Raw genomic sequence first — 21,136 nt, 5'->3', positions numbered from 1 at the left:
TTGCTTTATTTTTGTGTAAAGGGTGCCAGAAAGTGAAGAGAGCAACAATGTGAATCGTACATTGTTGCTTATTTTATCGTTACACTACATTGCCCATTTGGAAGATTGGTAGGTACATCGCAATGATTAGTCCACCAATCACGACACCCAGGACTGCCATAATAAGAGGCTCCAATAGGCTGGTAAGGCCGTCAACCATATCATCCACTTCCGCTTCATAAATGGTTGCAATTTTACTTAGCATTTCATCAACCGCACCTGACTCTTCACCAATAGCAATCATTTGTGTCACCATATCAGGAAACACAGCAGTGGCTCGCATCGCAGTGTTCATTTGCATACCGCCTGCCACTTCTTTTTTGATAAATAAAATGGCGTCACGGTAAACAGCATTACCCGATGCGCCGGCGGCCGAATCCAACGCGCCGATTAGTGGCACGCCAGCCGCGAAGGTAGTGGCAAGGGTTCGGGTAAAACGGGCGATACTGGCTTTTTTCAAAATTTCGCCAATGACTGGAATACGTAATAGGAGTTTGTCGACTTTGTCTCTCAATGACTGCGACTTTTTGTAACGCTTCATAAAAAGATAGCCAGCTACACCTATCCCTGCTCCGATGAAAAGCCCATAATTTTGAACAAAAGCCGAAAGGGCTAGCACCATCTGTGTGAAAGCGGGAAGTTCAGCACCAAAACTACTAAATATTTCTTCAAACTGAGGAACCACGAAAATAAGAAGAATAGTGGTAACGATAAAAGCAACGATCAACACTGCCACAGGATAAAACATTGCTTTTTTAATTTTTGACTTTAATGCTTCTGCTTTTTCTTTATAAATAGCGATGCGGTCGTAAATGGTTTCAAGCGCACCCGACTGCTCTCCTGTAGCCACTAAGTCGCAATACAAATCATCAAAATATTCAGGATGCTTACGCAGCGCATTTGATAGTGGAGTACCAGCTTTAACTTCTTCGGTAATCTCACCGAGCATTTTGCGCATAGAAGGTTTGGCATGGCCTTGCGCGATCATTTCCAATGACTGGATAAGTGTTACGCCAGCACCCAGCATGGTAGCGATTTGTCGGGACATAACGGAAATATCAGCAGGCTCAATTTTTTTACCACCCCCACCGAACAAGGGTTTTGCATATTTCTTTACTTTGTTGGCAGAAATACCTTGGCGGCGTAGTAAATTTTTTGCTTCGGCAAGCGACATTGCAGAAATTTCGCCCTTGCGATTGTTCCCCGCTTTATCTTTTCCCTGCCATACAAAGATGGATGCTGCTTTTGCCATGATAATAACCTGACTTTTAAAGGCGCTGGAGACAACAAAGCCCAGTTATCACTGGGCTTTATCTTTACAATATTCTTTGACAATTAGCAAAGTGTTGCTGGGTCACAAACTGCTACCCAAGTTACTTTACCGTCTGCGAAAGTAGGAGTAAGCGTATATGTCGCTGCAGTGCCGTCCGCTTTTGTTATACCAGAAGCAGCAGAAGCAGTTGAAACTACCACACCGTTTGTAGTGGTAAGTGTAGTGGTATCAGCTGGTATGCCATTTGAGCCACCGTCACAGTCATTCAATGGGGTAGCGCCGCCAACGGTTTGTGCACACACTTCAACCGCAGACTTAACAGCGGCAGTTGCATTCACAGCTTCTGTGAATTTCGCTTTCTGCGTATAGTTTTGGTAAGCTGGCAAAGCAATCGCAGCTAGAATACCGATGATTGCTACAACAATCATTAATTCGATTAAGGTAAAGCCTTTTTGGTTGTTAGCTTGTACTTGGTTCATGGTCTTTCTCCGGGACGTTAGTCTTGCTTTGTTAGCAGTTTCAATTTCATTTCTACCTATACCTGAGGCGTTTAATTTTGTTACGACCCCGGTACTTGATTCTCAGTATAGAGGCCAATTGCTTACTGACAAGTATGAGCGGTTATACGTAAGTGTTAGGTTTGATTATCTTTGGCGCTCCTGGGGAGACGAATTTATAACTTTCGATCCTCGATTAAACGCATATATATCAATCCTTTATTGTTAATCGTAACGATAAGTCTATCGCATTAACGTGTTTAGTCAACGCACCTGACGATACGTAATTGACACCTAGTTTCGACAACGAAAACAGCCTTTCATCAGTAATATTGCCTGACACTTCCAGTTTACTCCGTCCCTGATTGATGTCGACTGCCTGTTGGATCTGTTCGTTAGTAAAATTGTCCAACATAATAATATCTGCTTTCGCATCAACCGCTTGTTCTAGTTCATCGAAGTTTTCGACTTCTACTTCAATGGGTTTTTTAGGATGCAGGCGTTTTGCTGTGCTAATTGCGTTAGGTATAGAGCCACAGGCAGCAATGTGGTTTTCTTTAATTAAGAAGGCGTCGAACAAACCTATTCTATGGTTTTTGCCGCCCCCACATGTCACGGCGTACTTTTGGGCAAGTCGCATACCCGGTAACGTTTTGCGCGTATCCAGTATTTGAGTATCGCTATGTGCTAAAAGCTTGGCGTATCTGGCTGTCGTTGTGGCGGTTCCACTTAAGGTTTGTAAGAAATTAAGCGCGGTTCGTTCGGCGGTAAGAATAGCGCGGGCGTTTCCGCTCACAGTAAACAGTGTTGCATCTGCTAGCGCTTGATCACCATCTTTCACAAACCACGTAATTTCCAGCGTTCTATCTATTTGGAAAAACGTTTCATTTACCCACTCGACCCCGCATACAGTACAGTCTTCTCGGGTGACGACTTTAGCCTGTGCTGTGGTGTTAGTATCAATTAAACAGGCAGTAATATCGTTTTCAATATTAATGCTACCTCCGAGATCTTCCTCAAGAGCGTGTTTGACTTGGCTACTGATATCCTGCTGAGACGGGCGATTCATGTGCGGTAATCCAATTATTTTAAAAGGTACGCAATATTAACCATTCTCCACGCTGAGTAAACTCTAGTTGGCGCAAAACACTCATTCCAAGCAAAATTTCATTCCCAGACATACCCGGATTTAAGTTTGCTCTAACGTTGTTCAAGCGAATATCACCAATGGTTAACGTATCTATTTCAGTTAAGGCAATACGAACCGTTCCATTTGCGGTGTTGGCTAAACCGGTACGGCCCGGTGTAAGTGACAGTTTATTTTGCAGATGAGCAGGAATTGCTACGTCAGTTGCCCCCGTATCAACAATAAAGGTCACCGTCTGCCCATTTATGGTGCCACTTGTCACATAGTGGCCGAATCGGTTCTGCTTAAGCTTTACTTCCACCTGGCCACCTGAACGGTACGAATCTGGTTGTTGGTTAGGGTTGTAGCGCTTTTCCAATACGTTATTAAACACAGCTGCAAGCAATCCTAAGCCACATAACCACGCCAGAATATACATCCATTTTCCGCCTGATTCAGTCATGTCTACTTTCCCACATCAACAACATTTTGCCCTTTATACCATTTTCACTTGTAGATTACATTTGTGGCTGTCAGACTTTACTCACTGTTTGAATAGGAGCGTCTGTTGTGCCCTACGACTACTATACGTCAGCCATCCAAAAACAATCGCCATTTTATGATGAACGGCCTGAAGCTAGCGATATCTCGCTTTTGGTTATCCATAACATCTCATTACCCCCGGGTGAATTCGGCGGGGATTATATAGAAGACTTGTTCAGCGGGACTTTAGACCCTAACGCGCATCCTTTCTTTAAAGAAATCGCCCATTTAAAAGTTTCAGCACATTGTGTTATCCGGCGAAACGGTGAGGTCGAGCAGTATGTCCCGTTCTGTAAACGAGCGTGGCACGCCGGATTGTCATCTTTTCAAGGGCGTAACCGTTGCAATGACTTCGCTATCGGCATTGAAATGGAAGGAACTGATACTACGCCATTCACCGGGGAACAATATGCGAGTTTAGTCGCTCTGACTAACGAAATCATTACCCATTACCCAGCAATTACGTTAGGAAGAATAGTCGGACATTGCGATATTGCGTTTGGACGAAAAACAGATCCCGGCGAAGCGTTTAACTGGTGTCTGTTCAGACAATCAATTAGTCAAGGAACCGCGAAATGACCCTTATCATTATTTTAATAGCATTACTGCTTGACCGAACGTTAAAAAGAAAAGCGCAGCTTTATTCGATGTGGTCTACAGGCCGCTATGCAGAATGGCTAATTGAGAAACAGCTGGTATCACCCAAAACAGACATGATCTCAATTACCTTAGCGATTTTTTTTCCCGTACTGATGGCATACCTTCTTGCTGATTGGTTGCCTGGATTGCTTCAATTTCTACTAGAATGTTTTATTGTAATGGCTGCATTGCGACAAGCTAATGCCGCTAATCAGTATCGCAATTACCGCGAAGCATGGGTCAGAAAAGATAATGAGGCTTGTTATTTGACAGCCCAAAAGCTGTTACCCACTGTGCCCGCAAATAACCCTGTTGCTATAAATAGAACGATAGGGCGAGAATTAGCCTGGGTTAACTTTCAATTTTATACGTCAGTTGTAATCTGGTTCACTGTATTTGGTGCCGCTGGAGTGGTGTTATATGCAGTAGTGAGAGACTGGACGATTCTCGCGGGTAACGCCAAAAAATTGCCTTCAAAACAATTGAATATATGGTATGAATGGCTTAACTATGTTCCAGCGCGAATAACCTCGGCAGGTTATCTGTTTATTGGGGACTTTACCCGAGCACTCCCTACATGGCTAAAGTACCTCACAAATATCTCAGTTTCGGCTAAGCAGGTCATCACCCACGTTGCGACCCAAGCCACCGCAGATAACGCCACAAGTGAAGAATTTCACTCTGCCCCAGCAAGTTATGTGGAATTGGCCAAGAGAACAATGAAAATGACCGTTGTAGTTGTTGCATTCTTAACCATTATCGGTATCACAGACTAACTAAAACTCATGTCAGACCAGTTTTTGATGAATGGTAACTTCATGATAAGTAAAGGCTAAGCGATATAATTACGCTACAGTAATGTTTTTTAAACCTCGGTAATAGTTTACCAATCTGACAATCTCACCTACACTACGCGGGTAAAATGGTATTACCAATTTACCTGCAAGACTCAATATTGTTTACAAATTGAGCACGCATAAATTTGTTTTGGAATGGGACCAGATGCAACACGGGCGCAAAAAACTGGCTGACGTGATCACTGAGCAATTGGAGTCTATGATTTTAGATGGTTCATTGCTGGCGGGTCAAAAGCTACCTCCTGAGCGAGAATTAGCTGCGCAGTTTGATGTGTCGCGTCCTTCTTTGCGCGAAGCCATTGGCAACCTCCAGGCCAGAGGCCTGGTAGAGCGTAAACAGGGCGGAGGAACTTATGTCAGTCGGGACATCAATGCGGCGGTGATGGATCCGTTGATGTCACTCATTAGCAGAAGGCCTGAAACTCAGTTTGATTTACTAGAGTTTAGGCATGCACTTGAAGGCATGTCTGCTTATTACGCGGCTTTGCGGGGACAACCCGAAGACTACATGGCACTGGAGGAAGCATTAGCGAATCTGCCAGGTAGGGACTCAGGGCAGACGCCACGCGAGCTAGCTGAAGGGTTGGGACAGTTTTATCTGACTATGGCGAAAGCGTCACATAATATGGTGTTACTTCACGTGATGCGTACCATGCAAAGCATGTTAGTGGACAACATTGAACGTAACCTGACCATGTTGTCAAAACACGTGAACGTATATGACGAATTAGCTGGACAACGCAAAACGATCGTTGCTGCTATTGCGAAACGGGATCCGGATGCGGCCAGACAAGCGTGTAACGATCATCTGGCTTATATTGAACAAACACTGTTAAGCATTAATCAGCGGGATAGCAGAGTGCAACGTGCGCTGCGTCGACTGGAATCTTAAGAGTAAGCAGTAAAAAGTAAAAAGTAAAAAGTAAAATTAAAGCAATTCTACATTGAATAGCGAATAGGGTGAGCTTTAACAGCTTACAGTAAGTAAAACTTAACATTAGTATCCGCCTTTAGAATAATAGCTAAAGGCGGTTTTCTATATCAGCAAAAATAGGATGGCACCATGACTGAGATGATGCACCAAGATGTGGATCCGCAAGAAACACAAGAATGGCTGGAGTCGTTAGAGTCTGTTTTAGAAGAAGAAGGCGTCGAAAGAGCGCACTTTTTGTTGGAATCATTGATTGAAAAAGCACGTAGAAACGGTGCCCACTTACCCTATGATGCCACTACTGCATACATAAACACCATTCCGCCAGGGCAAGAGCCGACTATGCCTGGCGATCAAACGCTGGAAGCTAAAATTCGTAATGCGTTGCGTTGGAACGCTTTAATGATGGTGTTGCGTGCATCCAAGAAGAATCTTGAATTGGGGGGGCATATCTCCAGCTTTGCCTCTTCGGCTATGCTATATGATGTGGGTTTTAACCACTTCTTCCGCGCCCCGAATGACAAAGATGGTGGCGACTTTTTATTTATTCAGGGCCACGTTTCTCCTGGTATTTATTCTCGCGCGTACATAGAAGGGCGCTTGAGCGAAGACCAACTGGATATGTTCCGCCAAGAAGCGGAAGGTAACGGGCTGTCTTCCTATCCGCATCCAAAGTTAATGCCGGATTTCTGGCAATTTCCTACTGTATCAATGGGCTTAGGTCCAATGCAGGCAATTTATTTGGCGCGTTTCCTTAAATATCTAACCAATCGTGGTTTGAAAGATTGTTCGCAACAGCGTGTATGGTGTTTCTTAGGCGATGGTGAGTGTGACGAGCCAGAAAGCTTGGGCGCAATTGGTCTTGCTTCGCGTGAAGGGTTAGACAATCTAACGTTTGTTATCAACTGTAATTTACAACGCCTTGATGGGCCGGTGCGTGGTAACGCGAAGATCATCCAAGAATTGGAAGGGACGTTCCGAGGCGCAGGCTGGGAAGTCATCAAAGTTATTTGGGGCCGCTATTGGGATCCACTGCTTGCTCGGGATACATCAGGAAAATTACTGGACCTGATGAACGAGACGGTCGATGGTGAATATCAAAATTATAAAGCCAAAGGTGGCGCATATACGCGCGAACATTTCTTTGGGAAGTACCCAGAACTAAAAGAAATGGTCGCCAATATGTCAGACGAAGATATCTGGCGCTTGAATCGTGGTGGTCATGATCCTGTTAAAGTTTACGCAGCCTATGACCGCGCAGTAAACACAGAAGGACGTCCTCAGGTTATTCTGGCGAAAACCGTTAAAGGTTACGGCATGGGCGCAGCGGGCGAAGGAAAAAATATTGCCCACCAGGTCAAGAAAATGGATATGGATGCGGTTAAGGCTTATCGTGATCGTTTCAATATTCCAGTAGAAGATGTAGAGCTGGAAAACTTGCCCTACTACAAGTTCGACGATGACAGTGAAGAAATGAAGTATCTGCGCGCCCGTCGTGATGCGTTGCATGGCTTTATGCCTAGGCGCTTAGATAAGAGCAGTGAAGAATTACCCGCACCTCAGTTAAAAGCATTTGAAGCGGTAACGAAAGGCTCTGGTGATCGCGAAATATCAACTACCATGGCATTTGTGCGCGTGTTAACGGCCATGTTAAAAGATAAGCAGATTGGTAAACGTGTGGTGCCGATTATTCCAGATGAAGCACGTACCTTTGGTATGGAAGGCTTATTCCGTCAAGTGGGTATTTACTCTTCTCAGGGTCAAAAATATGAGCCTCAGGACTCTGACCAGGTAGCTTATTACCGTGAAGATAAAAAAGGTCAGGTACTGCAAGAAGGTATCAATGAACTAGGCGCCATGGCGTCATGGTTGGCGGCTGGTACGTCGTACAGTACAAACGATCTGCCGATGATTCCGGTTTACATTTACTACTCTATGTTTGGTTTCCAGCGCGTAGGCGATCTTGCCTGGGCGGCGGGCGACAGTCAGGCACGGGGTTTCCTTGTGGGGGGAACGGCAGGACGAACAACGCTCAACGGTGAAGGCTTACAGCATCAGGACGGACACAGTCATACACAAGCCGCACTGATTCCCAATTGTGTAAGCTATGACCCAACCTACGGATACGAAATTGCGGTTATCGTTCAGGACGGCTTACGCCGAATGATGGAAGAGCAGGAAAATGTATTCTACTACTTAACCGTAATGAACGAAAACTATGCCCAACCTGAAATGCCAAAAGGAATAGAAGAGGGCATTGTCAAAGGTATTTACCTGTTGGATACAGTTGGGGACAAGAAGCGCAAACGAAAGGTTAAATTGCTAGGATCGGGTACGATTCTCCTGCAAGTTCGCGAAGCTGCGAATATGCTAGCAGAACAATTTGACGTGGTCTCTGAAGTATACAGTGTGACTTCGTTTAACGAATTAGCCCGAGATGGTTTCGATTGTGACCGTCATAATATGTTACATGCTGATAAAGACAGCCGTAGACCTTATATCACGGAAGTGTTAGCAGAAGGAATTGACGGCCCGACTATTGCCGCCACAGATTATATTAAGAATTATGCTGACCAGGTGCGGGCATTCGTTCCCGGTAGTTACCGAGTGTTGGGAACAGATGGTTTTGGCCGTTCAGACAGCCGCGCCAATCTGCGTAAACACTTCGAGGTGGACGCAAATCACATCGCGTTTGCTGCGCTTTACGAACTATTTAAAGCAGGTGACGTGGATAAGAAAACGCTCACTAGCGCGATGGAAAAGTTGAACATCGACGCTGAAAAAATTAACCCGCTTTACGCATAACTCAGGGAGAACATTAATATGTCGAATATTAAAGAAGTACGCGTACCTGATTTAGGTGAAGAAGGCGTGGAAGTTATTGAGCTCTGTCTCTCTGCGGGAGATGATGTAGAACAGGAAGGCTCTCTGGTCACGGTTGAAAGTGACAAAGCCAGTATGGATATACCCGCTCCCTTTGCTGGCAAGCTTAAAGAGCTATGTGTGAAAGTAGGCGATAAAATCAGTGAAGGTGACTTACTAGCAAAAATTGAAGTGTCTGATGAAACGGATGCTGACAATGAAGACACGTCTAACGAAGCTGACGAAAGCAAAGAAGAACCGCAAGCGCAAGAAGAATCGAAAGATCAGCCTAGGCAAGAAAAAGCAGCGGCGAAATCTTCCGGAACCGGCGGCACAGTCGAGGTAAAAGTCCCCGATATTGGCGACGCCGCAGAGGTTGAAATTATCGAAATTCTGGTTGCTATAGGGGATTCGGTTGAAGCGGAAGATGGCCTTATCACGTTGGAAACAGATAAAGCAACTATGGATGTGCCCGCACCTCAAGCAGGGAAAATTAAAGAGCTAAAAGTTAACGTAGGTGACAAAGTCAGCGAAGGGTCATTAATCCTCCTACTTGAAAGCGCGGGTAGTGAGGAAGATGTCGCTGAAGAAGCACAAGAGTCTGCTCAAGCCGATGCTTCCTCTTCGGCTTCTACAGGTGAAGAACAGGAAATTGAAGTATCTGTTCCCGATATTGGGGATGCGAGTGACGTTGACATCATTGAGCTATTGGTTGCTGAAGGGGACACGATTAACGCCGAAGATGGTTTGATTACCTTAGAAACCGATAAGGCGACTATGGATGTACCAGCACCCCAAGGTGGAACGGTTACTAAGTTGATGGTTAAGCAAGGTGATAAGGTTTCTCAAGGTTCAGCTATTTTAATGCTTAAAGTAGCGGGCGAGGCAAAGTCATCGTCTGACGAGCAACCATCCGCCTCTACTGCGTCATCACGCAAAGCAGAATCTACACAGGATACCAGTCGACCTAAACCCCCTCCGGTTCCGCACCACCCGTCAGCGGGTGAAAAACAGAAGTCCGGCAAGGTACACGCATCGCCATCGGTTCGACGTTTGGCGAGAGAGTTTGGTGTAGATCTGACGCAGGTCTCAGGCAGTGGTCCTAAAAATCGTATTCTAAAAGAAGATGTGCAGTCATATGTGAAATATGAACTTGCTCGTCCTAAAGCAACGGCAGGTTCAGTTGCTCAAGGCGAAGGTGGGTTACAGGTAATTGCACCACCGAAAGTGGATTTTGCCAAATTCGGTGAAGTGGAAAAGAAGCCATTAACGCGCATTCAGAAAATTTCCGGGCCGAATCTGCATCGGAACTGGGTAACCATTCCCCATGTCACGCAGTTTGAAGAAGCGGATATCACCGACCTGGAAGCATTCAGGAAAGATCAAAATGCGGTGGCTGAAAAACGTAAGCTAGGAATCAAGATAACGCCGCTGGTATTTATGATGAAAGCGGTAGCGGATGCATTAAAAGCTTATCCGATATTTAATACTTCACTTTCTGCTGACGGCGAGTCTTTAATTCAGAAAAAGTATTACCATATAGGTATTGCAGTGGACACGCCCGGGGGCTTAGTGGTCCCAGTGGTGCGCGATGTGGATCAAAAAGGCATCCATGAACTTTCCAAAGAGTTGATGGAAATTAGCATAAAAGCCCGGGATGGGAAGTTGAAATCTGCAGACATGCAAGGTAGCTGCTTTACCATTTCAAGTCTGGGCGGTATTGGTGGTACTGCATTTACACCCATTGTTAACGCACCTGACGTGGCGATCCTGGGGGTATCGAAAAGTGATATGAAACCCAAATGGAACGGTACTGAGTTTGAACCGCGCCTGATGTTGCCCTTATCACTTTCGTACGACCATAGGGTTATCGATGGTGCTGTGGCGGCGCGTTTTGCGGTGCACTTGAAACAAGTGCTGGAAGATTTAAGACAGATTTTATTGTAAATCTGATTTAGCAGCCGGGGATGATGATGCATCATCCCCGATTTACACATTTTATGAGGCTTTTTGACTAGTTAGCTTTACGCCCTACCAGCGACTGGTTAAAATCCAGCTTTATTCGTTTTATAAAAACAGGACAGATTTGAGGTCACAATGAGCGAAATCAAAACTCAGTTAGTCGTATTAGGAGCAGGACCAGGTGGCTATTCAGCCGCATTCCGTGCAGCCGATTTAGGCATCGAAACCGTCATCGTTGACGCCCGAGACACCTTAGGTGGTGTTTGCCTTAACGTAGGCTGTATTCCTTCCAAAGCGCTTTTACACGTGGCTAAGGTAATCAAGGAGGCCAGTCATTTAGGCGCTCACGGCGTAACCTTTGGTGAACCGAAAATTGACCTGGATAAGTTGCGCAGCTACAAGGATAGCGTAGTAGGTCAGTTGACCAAAGGTCTGTCAGGTATGTCCAAAATGCGCAAAGTGAAGCACGTACAAGGTTACGGCAAGTTCACGGGTGCAAATACACTGGAAGTAGAAGGTAAAGACGGTAAAACTACTATCAAGTTTGAGCAGGCAATAATCGCAGCAGGTTCTGAGCCGGTATCATTACCTTTCATTCCCGAAGACGATCGCGTAATTGATTCAACGGGTGCACTTGAGCTTAAAGACGTGCCTGAAAAAATGTTAGTGCTAGGTGGTGGTATTATCGGGCTGGAAATGGGCACAGTATACGAAGCGCTCGGCTCCAAAATTGACGTGGTTGAATTTTTAGACCAGTTAATTCCTGCGGCCGATAAAGACATCATGAAAGTGTTCATGAAGTCGTACAAAGAAAAGTTCAACGTTATGGTTGAAACCAAAGTCACTAACGTAGAAGCAAAGAAAGACGGTCTGTATGTCACGTTCGAAGGTAAACAAGCGCCTTCAGAAGCTGTTCGTTACGATAAAGTGTTAGTGGCAGTGGGCCGACGCCCGAACGGTAAATTAATAGATGCGGATAAAGCCGGCGTCGAAGTAGACGACCGCGGATTCATCAATGTTAACAAACAGATGAAAACTAATGTTGAACACATTTATGCTATCGGTGATGTAGTTGGTCAGCCAATGCTTGCGCATAAAGCCGTCCACGAAGGTCATGTTGCCGCAGAAGTGATCTCTGGTAAGAAGCATTACTTTGACCCTCGTTGCATCCCATCAGTTGCTTATACTGAGCCAGAAGTTGCTTGGGTTGGTTTAACTGAGAAAGAAGCGAAAGAGCAGGGCGTAAGCTATGAGACGGCTACTTTCCCATGGTCTGCTTCAGGTCGTGCAATTGCATCTGATGCTACTAATGGTATGACCAAGATGATTTTTGATAAAGAATCAGGTCGTGTTATCGGTGGGGCTATGGTTGGGACGAACGCCGGTGAAATGCTTGGTGAAATCGGGCTTGCCATTGAAATGGGCGCAGACGCAGAGGATGTAGCATTAACCATCCATGCTCACCCAACCCTTAATGAGTCAATCGGTCTGGCCTCAGAAATCTTCGAAGGAAGCATTACTGATATGCCAAATCCTAAGGCGAAGAAGAAGTAACTTCGTTATTAGACATAAAAAAACGCCCGCTTTATGCGGGCGTTTTTTTTAGCAGCGGTTTACGCCGGTGTTTCAAACCAATGCCGGGTGCGATTGGCAAACCACACCAGTGACAGCATTACGGGAACTTCTACCAATACCCCCACAACGGTTGCTAAAGCAGCACCAGAGTGCAGGCCGAATAATGAAACAGCCATAGCAACGGCAAGCTCGAAGAAGTTCGACGTACCAATCATGCACGCTGGCGAGGCCACGCGATGAGGCAAACGCATTTTCAGCGCAATAAAGTAAGCTAACGCAAAGATGCCATAGGTTTGAATAAGCAACGGGATTGCGATCATGCCGATAACAAGTGGTTTTTCCAGCAAAGTATCAGCTTGTAAGCCAAACAATAAAATTATCGTAAGCAGTAAGCCAATAATCGAGAAGGGCTTTAATTGCGCGATAAAGTGATTTAAGCGCATATCATCCTTATCATTATGTAGAATTTGACGTGTAGCCATACCTAAGATTAAAGGCAGCACAACATAAATCACTACAGATAACAGCAGGGTTTCCCAAGGTACTTCAATATCGCTTACCCCAAGCAGAAAAGCGGCAATAGGGGCAAATGCAAACACCATGATAACGTCATTAACAGACACTTGTACGAGGGTGTAGTTCGCGTCACCTTTAGTTAAATGGCTCCACACAAATACCATGGCGGTACAAGGTGCGACGCCTAATAAAATCATGCCCGCGATGTACTCGCTGGCCGATTGTGGGTCAACCCACTGGGCAAAAATGCCCTCAAAGAATAACCAACCTAACAACGCCATAGTAAAAGGTTTAATTAGCCAGTTGATCACCAAGGTTAACACTAAGCCTTTAGGGGCTTTGCCTACGTCTTTGAGTGAGGCGAAATCAATCTGGATCATCATTGGGTAAATCATTAACCAAATAAGCACAGCGATTACTAAATTCACATGTGCATATTCCAGATCGGCAACTAAGGCGAACCAATCAGGAAACAAAGTTCCAGCGACCACCCCAACGACAATACACAACCCTACCCAAACAGAGAGGTAACGTTCAAACAAGCCCATACTTTATCCTTTATTATTTTTTTGGTTTACGCGTTGTAATAACTGCTCAGCAGTTTCGACCCGTTCTGAGTAACGATCGACCAGATAATCGCTGTTGTCGCGAGTAAGCAATGTGAATTTCATTAGCTCTTCCATTACATCAACTATTCGATTGTAATAGGCTGAGGGTTTCATACGGTTATCGTCGTCGAATTCAAGAAATGCTTTGGCTACTGACGACTGGTTAGGGATAGTGATCATGCGCATCCAGCGGCCCAACACCCGCAATTGGTTGACTACATTAAACGACTGAGATCCGCCTTCAACTTGCATTACGGCCAGTGTTTTTCCCTGAGTAGGCCGCACCGCACCTAACGAAAGGGGGACCCAGTCAATCTGTGACTTCATAATTCCCGTCATTGAACCGTGCCTTTCAGGTGAACACCACACCTGACCTTCAGACCATACGACAAGTTCTCTTAATTCCTGAACTTTAGGGTGTGTGTCTTCATCACCATCAGGGAGAGGTAATCCTTTTGGATCATAAATGCGCACCTCCGCGCCCATTCGGATTAGTAATCGAGCACATTCCTCAACGACCAATTTGCTGAATGAACGTTTTCTAAGCGAACCGTACAGTAACAAAATACGGGGTTTATGTGTTGACGCTTGACGCTTCAATTGCGCTTGTTCAGGGATGATAAACTCATCTTCGTTCAAGTTGGGGGTAGATAAATCGGTTACACTCACTCATTCGCTCCTAATTTTTTTAACGCGTGGTGCCATTCTGTTTTTGGTTGTTGAGCAATGTAGTTTAGGGCTTTTGCACGTGTACTGATGATGTCAATAGTGTGCAAAAACGCTTGTTCCGCTTGTGATGCATCATTCATTTTCGAGGGATCTTCTAATCCCCAATGAACGTTAATTGCCTCGCCAAACCATACCGGGCAACTTTCTTTCGCTGCACTGTCACAGACGGTAACGACTACATCGGGGGCAAAGTCTTCAAGTTTATCCCAGGATTTACTTAAAAGTCCGCTTGTATCGAACCCTGTTAGCTTAAGATACTTAAGCGAAAGAGGGTGGACTTCACCCACGGGTTGACTGCCTGCACTGCGTGCGACCACATTGCTATCGGTTAACTGATTAGTAATAGCTTCAGACAAAATACTACGGCACCGATTGTGGGTGCAGATAAAAAGGATTTTCATTAGTCATTCTCGCAACAAGGGGAAAGTTGTTTAAGGGTTTCTACTAAATATTCAGGACAGTTGTAGTGAGTCAGTTTGAGTACATCATGCGCCCACTCGGGTAATTGGTCATGCAGGCGGTAAAATACCCATTTCCCGCGACGTTCATCCTGCACTAATTCACACCGTCTCAATTCCGCAAGATGACGGGAAATTTTGGGTTGGCTCAGTTTAAGTGAGGACTGGAAGTCACATACACAGAGTTCTTCGCGGGTCGCAATAAGCAATAAGATTTTTAGACGGGTATCGTCTGCCAGACATTTAAAAAATTGCAGGGGAAACCCCATATAGCCTCCTTTATCCCAACCCGTAAAAATGGGCGCTCACGCAGCGCATAAATATATTGATGAGGCTGGAAGTGATATATGGCGTATCATATATATGAAATTTCGTATGTCAAACCTAGATATTAGAAATCAGGTTTTTGTCTACGTAATTTTTTATCGCTGTTAGCCTTTTTGGCTTGCTGCCGACGGGCTTTTACAGCCCGGGAAACTTTGGTGGGGCGACGCTTTTTTTGCACTTTGGTTGATTCAGTTATCCACTCGTTCAACCGCAATATTGCATCGGCTCGGTTTTGCTCTTGCGTTCGATATTGCTGGGCTTTCAATACAAATACACCGTCAGTCGTAATTCTTGAGTCTTTAGTTCTCAAAAGACGCACTTTTACTTCGTCAGGTAACGTCGATTCATTAATGTCGAAACGTAAGTGTATCGCGCTACTTACTTTATTAACGTTTTGCCCGCCAGAACCCTGTGCGCGAATGGCACTTAATTCAACATCTGCTTCACCTAACTTAGCATTATAGCCTGACATTTTTATGCCCTTTTCATATCAACAACAGGTAACGTACAATCTTCATTGGCTCGTTTTGCCATCAGTTCCTTTAATGCATCAGGACAATAGCCTTTGCGACAACAGCGAGAAAGCAGTGCTTTATGCTGATCGCTTCGCTCTCGCAAAAATTGGGTTACCAAACGTCGTAACCATTGCAAGCCTAAATCATGGTCTTGGCGTTTATGCCACATTACACCTATTGGCGTTTTAGCTAACTCAATCGGGGTTTCGAATACCGCCAGCTTGCCTGAGAAAACTTCTTTTTCAACTGCAATGGACGGTACCACACAAATTAAATCACTTTGTTGAAGTAAAGGCGCTACGGCATGAAAATGATTGACAGACATCGCGACTCGGCGTGTCAGTCCGACATTCATAAGTGCTTGGTCTGTAATACCCGTCACATCACCTGAGATAGACACTAAAAGATGATCCGCATCTGCAAAACCCTGTAATGTCAGTTCTTCTTTAGCAAGCGGATGATTTGGGCGCATTATACATACATAACTAGGTTCAAGAATTTGCTCGCTTCGAATGACGTTATCAGCCATCGGAAACTTACCAATCACCAAATCGGCTTCTGCGTCATTCAATACCTTTTCAGTATTCGCCGCAGCATTCGGCATAGCGTAAATGTTTATTCCAGGCGCTTCAGTTTCAATAATGTGACGCAATGGTCCCCACAACATATCGACGATAATATCGGATGCAGATATGCGAAATGTGCGTCTTGCCGTAGCTGGATCGAAATGACTTGGGTTAACGGCATCTTCCAATTGCCCTAGTGGTCCCTTAATTTGACTCCATAAATTTAAAGCAAAAGACGTAGGCTGAATACCCCGTCCATCTTTTACAAAAAGTTCATCTTTCCACGCAATACGCATACGTGACAACGCATTAGAAACCGCAGGTTGGGTCATAGCCAAGCGATCGGCTGCACGAGTTATGGCCCCTTCTGTCATGATGGCGTCAAAAATCATCAGTAGATTAAGATCGTTGCTGCGCATAAAACGTTACCTTTTCACTTGGGGGGTGGCGAAGTGCAAATATATAACATTGTGTGATGAAATGTATATGGAAATATAATTATTAATGTTGAATTGTCGAAGGCATAATGCGCTCAATCCAATTTTCAGGTAGCGAAGATGCATATTTCTTTCAAGTTCAGTATTGTCCTTTGGGTCACCACTATTCTACTAGCGTGCGGTGAAGTAAATCGCGCGCAGCCCAATCAGGGCCCGCACGCTACTCCTGTTGATACCGCTCAGGTTATTAGTAAAAAAGTAGCGTTATGGGATTCTTTCAGTGGGCGATTGGAAGCACCGCAAACCGTTACGTTACGTCCTCGCGTGTCTGGTTATATAGACTACGTCGCTTTTCGGGAAGGCGATAAGGTTGAAAAAGGCGACACCTTATTTCTAATTGATAATCGTCAATTTCAGGCCGAAGTAAAGCATCTCGAAGCGCAGTTAGAAAGCGTGCAGAGCCAGCTTAAACTTGCGCAACAGGATTTATCCCGTGCCAACAAATTGAAAGCCTCTCAGTCTGTGTCTGAAGAAGTACTTGATACTCGTCAGGCAAGCGTTACGCAAGCTGAGGCACAAGTAGCGGCTGTGGCGGCACAACTTGATATCGCACGCTTGCAAAGAGGCTTTGCCAGAATAGAAGCCCCCATTACCGGCCGTATTTCCCGCGCGAATGTTACCGCTGGCAATTTTGTGAAAGCGGGTGATACTGTGCTGACTACTGTGGTATCTACTGACAAGCTGCATGCATATTTTGATGTGGATGAGCAAACCTATTTAGATTTTTTAGCTAAACGTGAGACACACAGTACAATACCTTCTGATCTAGCGGTTGCTTTACAAGTAGGCTCCAACCCGGAAAAAAATTACTGGGGGAAATTGGATTTTATTGATAACCAGGTTAATCCTACATCTGGCACGATCCGCGTTCGCGCAGTGTTCGACAACAAAAATGGTAAATTGCTGCCGGGTATGTTTGCGCATATCAAACTGACCAGCAGTGAAACACAACCCCGCGTGTTGATCAGCGAAAAAGCAATAGGTACTGATCTAAATAACAAGTTTGTTTTTGTGGTTGGTCCCGACAACACCATTAGTTATCGGCCCATCATAGTAGGCGATAAATTAGGCAAGTTGCGCGTCGTTGAATCAGGTCTGCAAGCTGGCGAAGCCATAATACTTAATGGCTTACAGCGTGTTCGCCCCGGTGCGGTAGTCGCACCGAATGAAATTGATATGGCGCCCCAAGAAGCACTTAACGCGCTTATGAAATGGCAAGAACGGGCCGAAATTGCTACCGCTATGCGTGAATCTTCAAGTATTTCAGCGGGAGGCAATTGATGAATATCGCGCAATTTTTTATCAAGCGCCCAGTTTTCGCAGGTGTTATTTCACTGATGATATTTATCGCTGGTGCACTGTCGGTGTGGCAGCTTCCGATTACTGAATATCCTGATGTCGTACCACCAACTGTCGTGATCACGGCAAACTACCCAGGTGCAAACCCCAAAGTAATTGGAGAAACTGTAGCCAGCCCCCTGGAAGATGAGATCAATGGGGTAGAAGGTTTGTTATATAGTTCGTCACAATCCACTTCAGATGGACGAATGACATTAACGTTAACCTTCGCTATCGGCACTGATCCGGGGGAGGCGACCACGCTTGTGCAAAACCGAGTTAATCGCGCACTACCAAGATTACCGCAAGAAGTACAGCGTTTGGGCGTAGTGACCGAAAAGTCATCGCCTGATTTAACAATGGTAGTACATTTAACGTCGCCCGATAGCCGCTATGACATGCTTTACTTGTCAAACTACGCCCAGCAATTTGTTAAAGACGAACTGGCACGGGTGGAAGGTGTGGGACAGGCTCGGGTTTTTGGCGCGGGCGAATTTAGTATGCGGGTGTGGCTCAATCCAGACCGTATGGCAGAACTCAATTTAAACCCTACGGATGTGGTCAGTGCCATTCGCGCACAAAACCAGCAGGCGGCCGCCGGTAGTCTAGGGGCTCAACCTTCAGGTAACAGTGATTTCAATTTACTCATTAACGTACGTGGACGTTTAAAGGACGAAAGCGAATTTAAAAACATTATCGTTAAGCGTTCATCCACAGGACAACTTACGCGCTTAAAAGATATCGCCAGGGTCGAATTAGGGGCGGATTATTACGTACTACGCTCTTTACTAAACAACCAACCAGCAGCTGCCATCCCAATCTTTCAAGCGCCCGGTTCAAACGCGATCGATATCTCCGATAACGTTCGTTCTACCATGGCAAAATTATCGCAGAACTTTCCTGAGGGATTGGTATATGAAATTGTCTATGACCCAACGGTATTTGTTCGAGGGTCGATAGAAGCAGTGGTCAATACATTACTCGAAGCCGTGCTGTTAGTTGTGTTGGTGGTTGTACTGTTTTTGCAAACGTGGCGCGCCTCCATTATTCCATTAGTGGCAGTTCCAGTCTCTATGGTGGGTACTTTTGCGTTTATGCAATTGATGGGGTTTTCACTTAACGCGTTGTCATTGTTTGGCTTGGTATTGGCTATCGGTATCGTGGTGGATGATGCTATCGTCGTAGTGGAAAATGTCGAGCGAAATATCGCCCAGGGCTTGAGCTCAGTTGCAGCCACCCAACAAGCGATGAAAGAGGTTACAGGGCCCATTATTGCCACCACCTTGGTGCTGGCTGCGGTATTTATCCCTACCGCTTTTATGTCTGGATTAACCGGCCAGTTTTATAAACAGTTCGCGTTAACTATTACTATTTCTACCATTATTTCAGCAATTAACTCGCTAACCTTAAGTCCTGCCCTCTCCGCACTGCTACTTAAAAACCACGATGCGCCAAAAGACGCATTAACCAAAGTGATGGATTCATTGTTGGGACGCTGTGTGTTTGGGCCATTTAATCGTATGTTTAACCGTGGTGGCAAGGCGTATACCCGTGGGGTCAATCGTTTAGTACGCAAAGGTGGTGTGGTACTTGTGCTATACATGGGTTTACTCGCGTTGACCTGGCAACAATTTGAAAGTACACCTACGGGCTATGTGCCGGCGCAAGATAAAATGTATTTGGTAGCATTCGCTCAATTACCTGATGCGGCTTCCTTGGATCGCACCGAAGATGTGATTAGACAAATGTCGGAAATTGCCATGCAACACCCTGGTGTAGCGGATGCTGTGGCATTTCCAGGTCTAAATATTAACGGGTTTACCAATAGCAGCAGTTCAGGCGTGTTATTCACACCACTTAAACCCTTTGCAGAAAGAACGACACCTGAACTGTCCGCTGGTGCTATTGCGGTGCAGTTAAATCAGCAATTTGGCGCAATAAAAGGGGCATTTGTTGCCATTTTCCCACCTCCGCCAGTGATGGGGCTGGGTACCATTGGCGGATTCAAATTACAAATTCAGGATAAAGCTAACTTAGGTTTTAAAACGCTTGATGAAGTGACTCAACAGGTAGTAGGAAAAGCCTGGCAAGATCCGGCATTAACGGATACGTTTTCAAGCTTCAGGGTGAATGTTCCCCAATTAGACGTAGATGTTGACCGCACCAAGGCGATAAGTCAGGGTGTAACAACCGACAGTCTGTTCAGTACATTGCAAGCATATTTAGGCTCTGTGTACGTGAATGACTTTAACTTGTTTGGCCGTACTTATCAGGTCAATGTACAGGCAGATTCGCAATTCAGGCAGGATACGAACCAGATCCCTCAGTACAAAATTCGCAATAGTGAAGGCCAGATGATCCCGCTAGGCTCATTTGTATCAGTAGAACATAGTGCTGGGCCGGATCGCGTAATGCATTACAACGGTTACAACACGGCTGAAATTAATGGAGCGCCGGCGGCGGGTTTCAGTTCAGATCAAGCTAAAGCGGCAATAGAAAAAATTCTGGATGAAACATTACCGATTGGGATGAGCTATGAGTGGACCGATCTGACCTATCAGCAAATACTTGCTGGTGACGCCTCCCTCATCGTATTTCCTTTGGTGGTACTGTTGGTATTTCTAGTGCTTGCGGCGCAATATGAAAGCTTAACCTTACCGTTAGCGATAATATTGATTGTTCCCATGACTTTGTTAAGCGCATTAGTGGGCGTGGGCATAGCTGGGGGAGATAATAATGTGTTTACCCAGATTGGCTTGATCGTTTTAGTTGGCTTGGCGACTAAAAACGCAATTTTGATTGTTGAGTTCGCCAAAGACTTGGAAGCGCAGGGCATGAATACCTTAGAGGCAATATTAGAGGCAAGCAAACTGCGTTTAAGGCCGATCCTCATGACGTCCATTGCGTTTATTATGGGTGTATTACCTATGGTGATCTCAACCGGTGCGGGAGCTGAGATGCGTCAAGCCATGGGCGTGGCGGTGTTTGCAGGTATGATAGGGGTCACTATTTTTGGTTTGCTTTTGACCCCGGTGTTCTATTCACTACTTCGCAGAACGCGAGCAAAACAGCCAGCCACCGAACTAGTGCTAAGTAAATAATACTCATGCGCAATAGAGGGTGTGGCGAACTGCTCACGCTTGAATTTTGCTAGGTGTCATGACAGAAAGCGGCCAATGGAGTTCATATTGGCCGCGTTGTGCACTCAAGCACTATTTCAATATCAGTGTGCAAATCCACACCCTCCTCTACGCCACCAGTGAGGCTATAGAACGTGC

18 protein-coding genes are annotated in these 21,136 nt (G+C 45.4%); 8 read left to right on the top strand and 10 right to left on the bottom strand.

The annotated features are described in order from the left end of the window. Positions 1-79: 79 nt before the first annotated feature. The 4 genes from OPS28_RS07310 to OPS28_RS07295 all read right to left on the bottom strand — a co-directional run bounded on the left by OPS28_RS07310 (position 80) and on the right by OPS28_RS07295 (position 3,398). Positions 80-1,291, bottom strand: a complete 1,212-nt coding sequence (locus OPS28_RS07310; protein WP_265608800.1) for a type II secretion system F family protein — start codon at positions 1,289-1,291, stop codon at positions 80-82. Positions 1,292-1,374: 83 nt separating this feature from the next. Beyond that, positions 1,375-1,791 carry a pilin gene (locus OPS28_RS07305; RefSeq protein ID WP_265608799.1) on the bottom strand — a complete coding sequence of 139 codons (417 nt, stop codon included), beginning with the start codon at positions 1,789-1,791 and terminating at the stop codon, positions 1,375-1,377. 229 nt (positions 1,792-2,020) lie between these two features. Further along, complete coding sequence (gene nadC / locus OPS28_RS07300; protein ID WP_265608798.1) at positions 2,021-2,878, bottom strand: carboxylating nicotinate-nucleotide diphosphorylase; 858 nt, start codon at positions 2,876-2,878, stop codon at positions 2,021-2,023. 19 nt (positions 2,879-2,897) lie between these two features. After that, on the bottom strand, positions 2,898-3,398 hold the full coding sequence (locus OPS28_RS07295) for a retropepsin-like aspartic protease family protein (RefSeq protein ID WP_265608797.1): 501 nt from the start codon (positions 3,396-3,398) through the stop codon (positions 2,898-2,900). Between the two features lie 107 nt (positions 3,399-3,505). On the opposite strand from OPS28_RS07295, the gene ampD reads away from it, so the two are divergent. From ampD to lpdA, 6 genes are all read left to right on the top strand, one after another. Beyond that, positions 3,506-4,057: a 1,6-anhydro-N-acetylmuramyl-L-alanine amidase AmpD gene (gene ampD, locus OPS28_RS07290; RefSeq protein ID WP_265608796.1), complete on the top strand. Its 552-nt coding sequence runs from the start codon at positions 3,506-3,508 to the stop codon at positions 4,055-4,057. Further along, positions 4,054-4,893: a regulatory signaling modulator protein AmpE gene (gene ampE, locus OPS28_RS07285; RefSeq protein WP_265608795.1), complete on the top strand. Its 840-nt coding sequence runs from the start codon at positions 4,054-4,056 to the stop codon at positions 4,891-4,893. The genes ampD and ampE overlap by 4 nt, the downstream gene beginning before the upstream one ends. A 226-nt stretch (positions 4,894-5,119) precedes the next feature. Further along, positions 5,120-5,866 carry a GntR family transcriptional regulator gene (locus OPS28_RS07280; protein WP_265608794.1) on the top strand — a complete coding sequence of 249 codons (747 nt, stop codon included), beginning with the start codon at positions 5,120-5,122 and terminating at the stop codon, positions 5,864-5,866. Positions 5,867-6,037: 171 nt separating this feature from the next. Beyond that, a complete protein-coding gene (gene aceE / locus OPS28_RS07275; RefSeq protein WP_265608793.1) occupies positions 6,038-8,710 on the top strand; it encodes a pyruvate dehydrogenase (acetyl-transferring), homodimeric type in 2,673 nt (890 codons plus the stop codon). Between the two features lie 18 nt (positions 8,711-8,728). After that, positions 8,729-10,714, top strand: coding sequence for a pyruvate dehydrogenase complex dihydrolipoyllysine-residue acetyltransferase (gene aceF, locus OPS28_RS07270; protein WP_265608792.1), 1,986 nt, complete (start codon positions 8,729-8,731; stop codon positions 10,712-10,714). Positions 10,715-10,864: 150 nt separating this feature from the next. Further along, a complete protein-coding gene (lpdA, locus tag OPS28_RS07265) occupies positions 10,865-12,283 on the top strand; it encodes a dihydrolipoyl dehydrogenase (protein WP_265608791.1) in 1,419 nt (472 codons plus the stop codon). Positions 12,284-12,342: 59 nt separating this feature from the next. Here the strand turns inward: lpdA and arsB are convergent, their stop codons facing one another. The 6 genes from arsB to OPS28_RS07235 all read right to left on the bottom strand — a co-directional run bounded on the left by arsB (position 12,343) and on the right by OPS28_RS07235 (position 16,442). Continuing rightward, on the bottom strand, positions 12,343-13,368 hold the full coding sequence (gene arsB, locus OPS28_RS07260) for an ACR3 family arsenite efflux transporter (protein ID WP_265608790.1): 1,026 nt from the start codon (positions 13,366-13,368) through the stop codon (positions 12,343-12,345). A 3-nt stretch (positions 13,369-13,371) separates the two neighbouring features. Then, positions 13,372-14,067, bottom strand: coding sequence for an arsenical resistance protein ArsH (gene arsH, locus OPS28_RS07255; RefSeq protein ID WP_265608839.1), 696 nt, complete (start codon positions 14,065-14,067; stop codon positions 13,372-13,374). Between the two features lie 26 nt (positions 14,068-14,093). Continuing rightward, on the bottom strand, positions 14,094-14,558 hold the full coding sequence (locus OPS28_RS07250) for an arsenate reductase ArsC (RefSeq protein ID WP_265608789.1): 465 nt from the start codon (positions 14,556-14,558) through the stop codon (positions 14,094-14,096). After that, the gene (locus OPS28_RS07245; RefSeq protein WP_265608788.1) at positions 14,558-14,884 is read right to left on the bottom strand and encodes a metalloregulator ArsR/SmtB family transcription factor; all 327 of its coding nucleotides are present in this window, start codon (positions 14,882-14,884) and stop codon (positions 14,558-14,560) included. Before OPS28_RS07245 ends, OPS28_RS07250 begins: the two co-directional genes overlap by 1 nt. Before the next feature lie 122 nt (positions 14,885-15,006). Then, on the bottom strand, positions 15,007-15,414 hold the full coding sequence (gene arfB / locus OPS28_RS07240) for an alternative ribosome rescue aminoacyl-tRNA hydrolase ArfB (RefSeq protein ID WP_265608787.1): 408 nt from the start codon (positions 15,412-15,414) through the stop codon (positions 15,007-15,009). A 2-nt stretch (positions 15,415-15,416) separates the two neighbouring features. Then, on the bottom strand, positions 15,417-16,442 hold the full coding sequence (locus OPS28_RS07235; RefSeq protein WP_265608786.1) for a LysR family transcriptional regulator: 1,026 nt from the start codon (positions 16,440-16,442) through the stop codon (positions 15,417-15,419). A 138-nt stretch (positions 16,443-16,580) separates the two neighbouring features. On the opposite strand from OPS28_RS07235, the gene OPS28_RS07230 reads away from it, so the two are divergent. Further along, on the top strand, positions 16,581-17,801 hold the full coding sequence (locus OPS28_RS07230; RefSeq protein WP_265608785.1) for an efflux RND transporter periplasmic adaptor subunit: 1,221 nt from the start codon (positions 16,581-16,583) through the stop codon (positions 17,799-17,801). Continuing rightward, entirely contained in the window at positions 17,801-20,959 is a 3,159-nt protein-coding gene (locus OPS28_RS07225) for an efflux RND transporter permease subunit (protein ID WP_265608784.1), read from the top strand. The genes OPS28_RS07230 and OPS28_RS07225 overlap by 1 nt, the downstream gene beginning before the upstream one ends. Positions 20,960-21,136: the final 177 nt, after the last annotated feature.

Origin of the sequence: Alteromonas sp. ASW11-130 (assembly GCF_026183735.1) — a bacterium.
In the GTDB taxonomy this organism is placed as follows: domain Bacteria; phylum Pseudomonadota; class Gammaproteobacteria; order Enterobacterales; family Alteromonadaceae; genus Alteromonas.
Note: the sequence above shows the minus strand (reverse complement) of the source record. Positions and strands in the feature narration are given on the sequence as shown.

Coding starts and splice junctions, on each gene's coding strand:
- OPS28_RS07310 (WP_265608800.1), bottom strand. CDS start 1,291: ATGGCAAAAGCAGCATCCATCTTTGTATGGCAGGGAAAAGATAAAGCG.
- OPS28_RS07305 (WP_265608799.1), bottom strand. CDS start 1,791: ATGAACCAAGTACAAGCTAACAACCAAAAAGGCTTTACCTTAATCGAA.
- nadC (WP_265608798.1), bottom strand. CDS start 2,878: ATGAATCGCCCGTCTCAGCAGGATATCAGTAGCCAAGTCAAACACGCT.
- OPS28_RS07295 (WP_265608797.1), bottom strand. CDS start 3,398: ATGACTGAATCAGGCGGAAAATGGATGTATATTCTGGCGTGGTTATGT.
- ampE (WP_265608795.1), top strand. CDS start 4,054: ATGACCCTTATCATTATTTTAATAGCATTACTGCTTGACCGAACGTTA.
- OPS28_RS07280 (WP_265608794.1), top strand. CDS start 5,120: ATGCAACACGGGCGCAAAAAACTGGCTGACGTGATCACTGAGCAATTG.
- aceE (WP_265608793.1), top strand. CDS start 6,038: ATGACTGAGATGATGCACCAAGATGTGGATCCGCAAGAAACACAAGAA.
- aceF (WP_265608792.1), top strand. CDS start 8,729: ATGTCGAATATTAAAGAAGTACGCGTACCTGATTTAGGTGAAGAAGGC.
- lpdA (WP_265608791.1), top strand. CDS start 10,865: ATGAGCGAAATCAAAACTCAGTTAGTCGTATTAGGAGCAGGACCAGGT.
- arsB (WP_265608790.1), bottom strand. CDS start 13,368: ATGGGCTTGTTTGAACGTTACCTCTCTGTTTGGGTAGGGTTGTGTATT.
- OPS28_RS07250 (WP_265608789.1), bottom strand. CDS start 14,558: ATGAAAATCCTTTTTATCTGCACCCACAATCGGTGCCGTAGTATTTTG.
- OPS28_RS07245 (WP_265608788.1), bottom strand. CDS start 14,884: ATGGGGTTTCCCCTGCAATTTTTTAAATGTCTGGCAGACGATACCCGT.
- arfB (WP_265608787.1), bottom strand. CDS start 15,414: ATGTCAGGCTATAATGCTAAGTTAGGTGAAGCAGATGTTGAATTAAGT.
- OPS28_RS07235 (WP_265608786.1), bottom strand. CDS start 16,442: ATGCGCAGCAACGATCTTAATCTACTGATGATTTTTGACGCCATCATG.
- OPS28_RS07230 (WP_265608785.1), top strand. CDS start 16,581: ATGCATATTTCTTTCAAGTTCAGTATTGTCCTTTGGGTCACCACTATT.
- OPS28_RS07225 (WP_265608784.1), top strand. CDS start 17,801: ATGAATATCGCGCAATTTTTTATCAAGCGCCCAGTTTTCGCAGGTGTT.